This window comes from Syntrophorhabdaceae bacterium (assembly GCA_028713955.1).
GTDB lineage: Bacteria > Desulfobacterota > Syntrophorhabdia > Syntrophorhabdales > Syntrophorhabdaceae > UBA5609.
Genome location: JAQTNJ010000334.1, coordinates 1 through 2,841, shown reverse-complemented (window position 1 = coordinate 2,841; position 2,841 = coordinate 1). Strand labels below are relative to the sequence as shown.

At 45.5% G+C, this 2,841-nt stretch carries 3 protein-coding genes; 2 read left to right on the top strand and 1 reads right to left on the bottom strand.

Annotated features, from left to right (window positions below):
* Both PHU49_16640 and PHU49_16635 read left to right on the top strand, forming a co-directional pair.
* A partial coding sequence (locus tag PHU49_16640) for a type II secretion system F family protein (GenBank protein ID MDD5245638.1) occupies window positions 1-848 on the top strand: 848 nt, incomplete at its 5' end.
* 6 nt (window positions 849-854) lie between these two features.
* A complete protein-coding gene (locus tag PHU49_16635; protein ID MDD5245637.1) occupies window positions 855-2,087 on the top strand; it encodes an AAA family ATPase in 1,233 nt (410 codons plus the stop codon).
* A 437-nt stretch (window positions 2,088-2,524) separates the two neighbouring features.
* On the opposite strand, the gene PHU49_16630 is transcribed toward PHU49_16635, so the two are convergent.
* Window positions 2,525-2,841, bottom strand: a 317-nt coding sequence (locus PHU49_16630; GenBank protein MDD5245636.1) for a hypothetical protein, incomplete at its 5' end; no start/stop codon positions are given.

Genomic DNA, 2,841 nt, shown 5'->3' with positions numbered 1-2,841 from the left:
CGGGAGTATTTCCGGATATCTTTATCCGGCTTGCGACTATTGGTGAAGAAACAGGACGGCTTGAGGGGAGTATCGCAGAGGTAGCGGAACATTTGCAAAAGATGGAAGATCTGGCCGCTATGGTAAAACGGGCCCTCATCTATCCGATCTTTTCCCTTGTTGTAACCGGGGGCGCGTTGATATTCTGGATAATCTATGTTTTACCAAAGATCATGGTGATCATCAAAGATATGGGCATCCCATTACCGTTTGTAACGCGGTTCCTGTTCGCCGTCAGCAACCAGATGCAGACTTACTGGTACGTAGTGCTTTTAATACCGGTGGTCCTTTTCATCATATTAAAGATCTTGCAGCAGAAGGAAGGCACGCGGTTTTATATCGATTTGCTGAAGATAAAACTGCCGCTTGTTAAACAATTTGTTTACAACAAACTTCTTGCAATGTTTTCCGAGCAGTTAAGGATCCTTGTTGTATCGGGCATTACGATAGACAGATCGCTCGTTATCGTGGGGAACGCTATAGGTTCTGAAGTTTTCAAAAGAGTCCTTTTAAAGATAAGAGATCAGATCATGACCGGCAGCAGGATATCGGATGCCATGAGGCAGCAAAGCGTTTTCTCTCCCCTGGTGATAAGAATGGTAGACATCGGCGAGTCGAGCGGTAATCTTGACAATCAGTTCGGATTTCTCTCTAATTATTACTATAAAAGATTGAGCGACGTCTCTGAAAAACTGGGAAAGATGATAGAGCCTTTAATGATCGCGGTGGTTGGTGTTATATTCGCGATCATTATTGTTGGGCTTCTGCTGCCCATTTATGATATTGTTACAAAATTTGAGAAGGGGTGATAAAAAATGGATTATTTGAAGTTTTTTAATCTAACGGATGATCCCTTCAGGCTCACGCCCGACCCCTTGTATTTTTATCCATCCCAGGAACATAACGAAATACTGACGTCCTTAAACTATGCCATAGAGCAGAAAGAGGGTTTTTCGCTTGTTGTGGGCGAGCCCGGCACGGGGAAGACGACGATCCTGAGAATACTCATCGACAACTGGAAGGATAAGGCAGAGATCGCCCTGATCATGACGCCGCGCCTTTCCCCGGAGGAGTTCCTGCAGGCCGTGCTGGAAGACATCAACGTAAAATTGCCGTCGGTCAATAAGAATGAGATGATCAAGGCGTTCAGGGACATCCTTATCAAGCACTCCGAGACAGACAGAAGGATTATCATCATCGTCGATGAAGCCCAGAACGTACCTGACGAAACCCTTGAAGAATTGAGGCTCCTTTCAAACCTCGAGACAGAGAAGGAAAAGCTTTTGCAGATCATTCTCATAGGCCAGCCTGAACTGAGAAAAAAGCTCCAGGCAGACCACATGAAGCAGCTCAACCAGAGAATAACGATAAAGGCAACCCTGAAACCGCTGACAAAAAGCGAAACCTCTGATTACGTCAATTTCAGGCTTATCAAGGCAGGGAGAGGTTCTGTAAGCTTTGATGATGACGCGAAAAAGGCCATCTACAGTATGTCGAAAGGTATACCGAGATTGATCAATATAATCGCCTCGAGGGCGCTCATGGCTGCTTTTATTTCAGGGAACGGGGTAATAAGGAAGAATCACGTACAGTACGCCGTTGATCATCTCGCGGATGCAACGCCGTCAAGAGGATATCTGAAGCTTGCAGGATACGGAGTGCTGGGTATTATCCTTATTGTTGCGATTCTTTTCAGCGCCTTCAAATACGTGAACCGCCTGCAGTCTGCTGTTTCCCAGACAAACGCTCCCCGGACAAGCGCTCAAGGAATATATACCGGAAAAGATAAGAATACCGGAGCGGGATCGGCCCAGGGAGGACAGCAAAAGATTTTGACAGTCAGCGTGGAAATAGCAAACCTGAGAAGAGGCCCGTCAATCGAAACAGAGAAGGTTGCATGGGCAAACAGGGGCTCAGTATTCAGGGTCATGGATGAGAAGAAGGACGATATCGGCAGGAAATGGTACAAGATACACAATGTTGATGGAAATGAGTGCTGGATATCCGAAAGAGTCGCCATTGCAGGCACAATGGCGGGAAATCAGTAAAGCAGCTCATGGCTCATAGCTGACAGCTCATATTAATCCCAAATTCTGATATCGAAATCCGAAATATTAATAAATTCTAAATCCTAAGCACCAAACTCTAAACAATATCAAAACTCAAAGCGCTAATGCTCAAAACGTGTTGTCATCGCGAGGATTTCATCTTCTCTTATTGTCATCGCGAGGAGCGTGAGCGACGTGGCGATCTATGGTGATCTATTGAATGAGATTGCCGCGCCCTGCGGGCTCGCAATGACAAAACGCCGCGCTACGCTCGCAATGACAATGCGCCACGCCCTGTGGGCTCGCAATGACACGGTTATTTTGTTTAACTGTTTTGAATTTTGAACATTGGTACATTTGGATTTGTTTAGTGCTTCGATATTAGGATTTGGGATTTGAATTTGCCATGAGCTATGAACTATGAACTATGAGCTGGTTTATTTGTTACTTATTGCAAGAAGGCGTTCGTTTGCGAATTGCTTGGTTTGAGGATCCGCATCATCCATCGAGAGTACATTTCTGTAAACCTTCTCTGCCTCGATGCGTTTCCCCTGTTTTTCAAGAACTCTTGCCATGCCAAGGTAACCCTGGATATCTTTCATCCCCGATAGTTTCTGGAAATGTGTAAATGATTCCTGATAGTTGGGGAGTCTCTCATAGAGCAAGGCAAGGTTCAGGAGGACTGCCCTGTTCATTGGCTCAATTGTCCGTGCTCTTGTCAGGTATGTTTCTCCATCCGTCATATTGCCATTTT

What these genes read in the sequence shown, in the direction of transcription:
- PHU49_16635 (MDD5245637.1), top strand. Translation starts at nt 855, where the DNA reads ATGGATTATTTGAAGTTTTTTAATCTAACGGATGATCCCTTCAGGCTC.